Source organism: Sphingomonas sp., assembly GCF_031372575.1.
Lineage (GTDB): Bacteria > Pseudomonadota > Alphaproteobacteria > Sphingomonadales > Sphingomonadaceae > Sphingomicrobium.
This window is the reverse complement of record NZ_JANMLM010000034.1, coordinates 1-5313: the sequence shown is the minus strand read 5'-3', so window position 1 is coordinate 5313 and position 5313 is coordinate 1. Positions and strand designations below refer to the sequence as shown.

At 63.5% G+C, this 5313-nt stretch carries 6 protein-coding genes and 1 pseudogene; 5 read left to right on the top strand and 2 right to left on the bottom strand.

Annotated elements, in window-relative coordinates:
• Positions 1-104 precede the first annotated feature (104 nt).
• Together RMN73_RS02550 and RMN73_RS02545 are read left to right on the top strand one after the other, a co-directional pair.
• Entirely contained in the window at positions 105-527 is a 423-nt protein-coding gene (locus tag RMN73_RS02550; protein WP_309601748.1) for a hypothetical protein, read from the top strand.
• A 128-nt stretch (positions 528-655) separates the two neighbouring features.
• Entirely contained in the window at positions 656-1108 is a 453-nt protein-coding gene (locus tag RMN73_RS02545; RefSeq protein ID WP_309601747.1) for a RidA family protein, read from the top strand.
• A 59-nt stretch (positions 1109-1167) separates the two neighbouring features.
• Here the strand turns inward: RMN73_RS02545 and RMN73_RS02540 are convergent, their stop codons facing one another.
• Together RMN73_RS02540 and RMN73_RS02535 are read right to left on the bottom strand one after the other, a co-directional pair.
• On the bottom strand, positions 1168-1620 hold the full coding sequence (locus RMN73_RS02540; protein WP_309601746.1) for a hypothetical protein: 453 nt from the start codon (positions 1618-1620) through the stop codon (positions 1168-1170).
• Positions 1621-1705: 85 nt separating this feature from the next.
• Positions 1706-2890 (bottom strand): acetyl-CoA C-acyltransferase, encoded by a 1185-nt coding sequence (locus RMN73_RS02535; RefSeq protein WP_309601745.1) that lies wholly within the window; start codon positions 2888-2890, stop codon positions 1706-1708.
• Positions 2891-2999: 109 nt separating this feature from the next.
• Between RMN73_RS02535 and RMN73_RS02530 the strand changes: the two genes are divergently transcribed.
• The 3 genes and pseudogenes from RMN73_RS02530 to RMN73_RS02520 form a co-directional block, all read left to right on the top strand.
• Positions 3000-4145 (top strand): acyl-CoA dehydrogenase family protein, encoded by a 1146-nt coding sequence (locus tag RMN73_RS02530; protein WP_309601749.1) that lies wholly within the window; start codon positions 3000-3002, stop codon positions 4143-4145.
• Between the two features lie 52 nt (positions 4146-4197).
• Positions 4198-4989, top strand: coding sequence for a c-type cytochrome (locus tag RMN73_RS02525; RefSeq protein WP_309601744.1), 792 nt, complete (start codon positions 4198-4200; stop codon positions 4987-4989).
• 63 nt (positions 4990-5052) lie between these two features.
• Positions 5053-5313: pseudogene (locus RMN73_RS02520) on the top strand (methylcrotonoyl-CoA carboxylase); the annotation flags it as partial.

Here is a 5313-nt window from a genome sequence, read left to right as displayed (position 1 = left end):
GAGAAGCAGCAGCGGTTTGCGGGGCCGCTCGTGGCGTTCGTCTGCCACGCCGATGATGCCGACGTTGAGATCGTAGAGGCGTTCGCCGGGCCGGCGTTCGCGCGGTGTTCGGAAGCACCGGCTGGCGGCCTTATGTCGATGCCACCGTGCTCCACGAGTTCGATGGCAAGGCACGGGTCAATCTGTTCGACGGGGTCAATAACTATGACCTCGACTATTCGGGCAAGGGCACCTGGGCTCGGTTCGAAGCCGGGATCGGTGGACCGGCTTACGGTGCCGGGCCGATCCTCGCAGCCTGGGCTGACGTAGGCGACAAGAAGGGCATTGGCGTCCGATTGGGGTTCCGCTTCGGATCGGGCCGCGCCGAGCTGCCGGCACCCCCGCCGCCGCCGCCGCCGCCGCCGCCACCGCCGCCACCGCCGCCTGCAACGCAGACCTGCGCCGATGGCTCGGTGATACTGGCGACCGACGTCTGCCCGCCGCCACCACCACCGCCGCCGCCGCCGCCGGAACCCGAGCGCGGCTAAGCAGTAAGGGCGACCGCAAGGACGCTAACCATCAGGCGGTCCGGGGAAACCCGGGCCGCCTTTTGATTGGCTTTGGCGGGTAGCTAGCCTAGGCTTGGCGCAGTGCCCGCACGGTCAGGAGATGCGCCATGAAAATCATGCTTGGATTTGCCGCTTTGTCGTTACTCGCTGCCCCGTCGCTCGCCGCCCCGCGCCCACCGGTCGAGCATCTTGGCAAGGCGGTTGAAGGCCGACCATTCTCGACCGCCGTCCGGGCGGGGGACATTCTCTATCTGTCGGGCCAGCTCGGCCTCGGTGCCGATGGCAAACTGCCGCCAGAGTTCGACGCCGAGGCACGCCAGATGATGGACAATATCGGCGGCGTGCTCAAAAGCGCGGGGCTTGGCTGGGGCGATGTCATCCATTGCACCGTGATGCTGTCGGACATGGCCAATTGGCCCGCGTTCAACAAGGTTTATGCGGGCTATTTCGTCGGCCATCGCTTCCCCGCGAGAAGCGCGTTTGGGACCAACGGGCTAGCGCTCAACGCCAGGGTCGAGCTTGAATGCCAGGCCTATGCCGGGGCCAAGCCGGCCAAATAGAAATGGCGGCGCTGGATCGCTCCACCGCCGCCACTTTAGTCGTTTGGATTAAGCGATCGTCACATCGTTTTGGCGACGTAGGCGACCCGCTTGATCGGCAATTTCTCGCCCTTGTCACTGGTAGTTTCGCCAGATCCGCCGACTTCGATCTTGGGGTCGGTCCAGCACATTTCGCCTTCCTTGGTCATGGCGCTGGTGAAGCAGGCCTTGCCGTCCTTCATCACCGCGGTGCCATGATCCATATGTTCGGCACCGCTGGTTGAGATATACTTGCCGTCGGCATCGATCGACTCCTGGATCGGCTTCTTGGTCTTGGCGTCGATATATTCCCAGCTGGTGCCCTTAATCTCGAACGCCGCAGGCGTCGCCGCGACATCGGCCATCGCATCGTTGGAAGCCATTGCATCATTGGCGACCGCAACGTCGTTGGTGGCTTCGGCATTCGCCGCAACCTCGGTTTTCTGGCACGCGACCAGCGCCAGCGCCGTCATCGTTAAAAGAACGATCCGCATCATATTTCTCCCCACCTGTTGTTGGAGGTGAGTCGCATAGCAGCAATCAGGCGTTCGGCCTACCGCGCCCGTAACGACCGCTAAATCACGCCAGCTCGACCGCCACCGCCGTCGCTTCGCCACCGCCGATGCACAGGCTTGCGACGCCGCGCTTGAGGCCCTTGGTCTTGAGCGCGTTGATCAAAGTAACGAGGATCCGGGTGCCGCTGGCGCCGATCGGGTGGCCCAATGCGGTCGCCCCGCCGTGGACGTTGATCTTGTCGTGCGGGATGCCGAGGTCCTTCATCGCGAACATCGCGACGCAGGCGAACGCCTCGTTCACTTCCCACAAGTCGACATCGCCAACCGACCAGCCGGCCTTCTTCAACAATTTCTCGATCGCGCCGACCGGGGCGATGGTGAATTCGGACGGCTCGCGCGCGTGGGCAGCGGTGGCGATGATCGTCGCGACCACTTTGTAGCCCTTGGCGTCGGCGTCGGATTTGCGCGACAGCACCACCGCCGCAGCGCCATCACTGATCGACGAGCTGGTCGCGGCGGTGATCGTGCCGTCCTTGGCGAAGGCGGGTTTGAGGGTCGGGATCTTGTCGGGCATGCCGCGGCCCGGGGCTTCGTCGGTGTCGACGATGGTGTCGCCCTTGCGGCCCTTGATCGTGACGGCCACGATTTCGTCCTTGAACCCGCCGCTGTCGATCGCCGCCTTGGCGCGGCTGAGCGAGGCCAAAGCGAAATCGTCCATGTCCTTGCGGGTCAGCTGATAGTCGTCGGCGGTACCTTGCGCGAAGCTGCCCATCGCGCGACCCTCTTCGTAGGCATCTTCGAGCCCGTCGAGAAACATATGGTCGTAGGCAGTATCATGCCCGATGCGCGCGCCGCCGCGATGCTTCTTGAGCAGATAAGGCGCGTTGGTCATCGATTCCATCCCGCCGGCAACGATCAGATCGGCATTGCCGGACGCGAGCGCCTCGGCGCCCATGATCACCGTCTGCATGCCCGATCCGCAGACCTTGTTGACGGTCGTCGCCTGGACCGATTTGGGCAGCCCGGCCTTGATCGCGGCTTGGCGGGCAGGGGCCTGGCCAAGGCCGGCGGGAAGCACGCAGCCCATGTAAATTCGGTCGATATCGCCGCCGTCTACGCCCGCCCGCTCAACCGCTGCGCGGACCGCGGCTGCGCCAAGATCGGTGGCGGAAGCGTCGGACAGGCTGCCCTGCATCGAGCCCATTGGGGTGCGTGCGGTGGACAAGATGACGATCGGGTCAGTGCTCATTGGTAATCTCCGCTTGGGGGTTGCAGGCGACATAGGCCCGTCGACCGCCTTGTTCAAACACTTGCCTGTCTGCTAGCGCGCTGGCCAGCAGGAGACCCCAATGACCGACATGCCCGGCCTCGATTTCGACCTTGGCGAAATGGCCGATACGATCCGCGACACGACTCAGCGGTTTGCGACTGATAAGATCGCGCCGATCGCCGCCGAGATCGACACCAACGACCGCTTCCCGATCGAGCTGTGGCCGCAAATGGGCGCGCTCGGGCTGCATGGGATCACCGTCGCGGAAGAGGATGGCGGGCTCGGGCTGGGCTATCTCGAGCATGTCGTTGCGCAGGAGGAAGTGGCGCGGGCGTCGGCCTCGGTAGGCCTCAGTTATGGCGCGCATTCCAACCTGTGCGTCAACCAGATCAGCCGCTGGGCGAATGCCGAGCAAAAGGCGAAATACCTCCCCAAGCTGATTTCGGGCGAGCATGTCGGCGCGCTGGCGATGAGCGAATCGGGGGCAGGGAGCGATGTCGTCTCGATGCGGCTCAAGGCCGAGAAATCGGGCAATGGCTATCGCCTCAACGGGACGAAGTTCTGGATCACCAACGCCGAATATGCCGACACGTTGGTGGTCTATGCCAAGACCGGCGAAGGCAGCCGCGGGATCACGACCTTCCTGATTGAGAAGGAGTATGAGGGCTTCTCGATCGGCCAGAAGATCGACAAGTGCGGGATGCGTGGCTCGCCCACCAGCGAACTGGTATTCGACGATTGCTTCGTGCCAGCGGAAAATGTCATGGGCCCCGAAAATGGCGGGGTCGGGGTGCTGATGAGCGGGCTGGATTATGAGCGGACCGTGCTCGCCGGAATCCAGCTCGGGATCATGCAGGCGTGCCTCGACGTGGTCGTGCCGTACGTCCGGGAGCGCAAGCAATTCGGCTCCGCGATTGGCAGCTTTCAGCTGATCCAGGCCAAGGTCGCCGACATGTATGTCGCGCTCAATTCGGCCCGCGCTTACGTCTATACCGTCGCCAAGAATTGCGACGCGGGCAAGACCACGCGGTTCGACGCGGCGGGCGCTATCCTGCTGGCGTCGGAGTCGGCGTTCAAGGTCGCGGGTGAGGCGGTCCAGGCGCTCGGCGGCGCTGGCTACACCAAAGACTGGCCGGTCGAACGCTTCATGCGCGACGCCAAATTGCTCGACATTGGCGCAGGCACCAACGAGATCCGCCGGATGCTGATCGGCCGCGAGATCATCGGGGCGTAGCCGAAACGATTGATTTAAGTTAAGGCGCTCGCCCATCAGGAGAGGGCGGGGGATGCGTCGATTGATCATGCTGCTGGCGGTGGCCAGCTTGTCGGGATGCGATTCCAGACAGAGCGCGCCAACTGCACCAATGGTCAAGGCTGCCCTGACGTTTGACGGGGCGGTGACCAAAGATCCCGCAGCATTGGTCAAGCATGGCGAGCGGATCGCCTCCGTGCTTGGTTGCCGCGGTTGTCATACCCCGACTCTTCAAGGCCAGCGCTTCTACGAGCTTTACGCGTCCAATCTGACTCGCGAGATGCCCAATTATAGCGACGCACAGTTTAAGCGGCTGATGCACCGAGGCGAACATCCGGCCGGCCGCGAATTGTGGGGGATGCCGTCGGAGATTTTCCAGCATCTGGGTGATGCCGATCTCGCCGCACTGACCGCTTTCTTGCGTACGCTCAAACCGGCCGGGCCGCCGACCGGCAAGCCGCTGCCATTTGAAGGCGATGCCCAAAAGCTGATTGCCGAAGGCAAGATGATGCCCGCTGCTCAATCGGTGGTGCGCGACCGCAACCTTGCGCCCCCCGACCTTGGTGCGCGGCACGCACTTGGGCGTTACATCACAATGGTGACCTGCGCCGAATGCCACGGGCCCGAACTCAAGGGGAATCCGGGCGACACGCCCGACCTGATCGTCGCCAGCGGCTATTCGCGGGCCGATTTTGAAAAATTCATGACGACCGGCGTTCCAAGCGGCAATCGCAAGCTCAAGAACGAATTGATGTCAGTGGTGGCGCAATCGCGCTTTTCGAAGATGACGGTGGCCGAGCGCGACGCGGTTCCATGCCTATCTTAAAGCGCGGGCCGACCAGCCGCAGTAGCTTTGCAAGCGACGCTCTAGCCGCTAGCGACGTCAGCCATGAGTGGACCCCGGCTGGACAGCAAGATCGACTTTGACAGTGACGAGGCCAAGGCCCGCGCGGCGCATAATCGCGGGCTGGCGGAGCAATTGCGAAGCGACGTCGCCAAGGCTGCGCTTGGCGGAACCGAAAAATCGCGTGAACGCCACGTTTCGCGCGGCAAACTTCTTCCACGAGAGCGCGTCGAGCGCCTGCTCGATCCGGGCTCGCCATTCCTCGAAATCGGGCAGCTCGCGGCGGGTGATCTGTACGACGGCGAC